This window comes from Gemmiger formicilis (genome assembly GCF_016901605.1).
Taxonomy (GTDB): Bacteria; Bacillota; Clostridia; order Oscillospirales; family Ruminococcaceae; genus Gemmiger; species Gemmiger formicilis_B.
Map to the genome: position 1 here is coordinate 1 of NZ_JACJKP010000851.1, position 220 is coordinate 220.

At 63.6% G+C, this 220-nt stretch carries 1 protein-coding gene; it reads left to right on the forward strand.

Going from position 1 to position 220, the window contains the following annotated elements; genetic code table 11:
• The coding region (locus tag H6B10_RS17015; protein WP_204652519.1) for a hypothetical protein at nucleotides 1–220 on the forward strand (220 nt) is incomplete at both ends.

Here is a 220-nt window from a genome sequence, read left to right on the forward strand (position 1 = left end):
GTTCCTCTGGTGTCGGCAGAGATCCCGGCGGGGCCCAAACCCGTCACCAACCCCATGAAAGGGCTGGTGGCCTGGGGCGAAAACTACCGTCAGGACCCCTATGTGGCCTTTGCCATAGTCCCCGTCGTACCAGGTACCGGCCCCGTCCATGGCATCGTAAAGCCAGCCGGGAATATCCATGTGACTTTCCCCGGTGGGGGTGTCCGGTACCAGCCGCAGG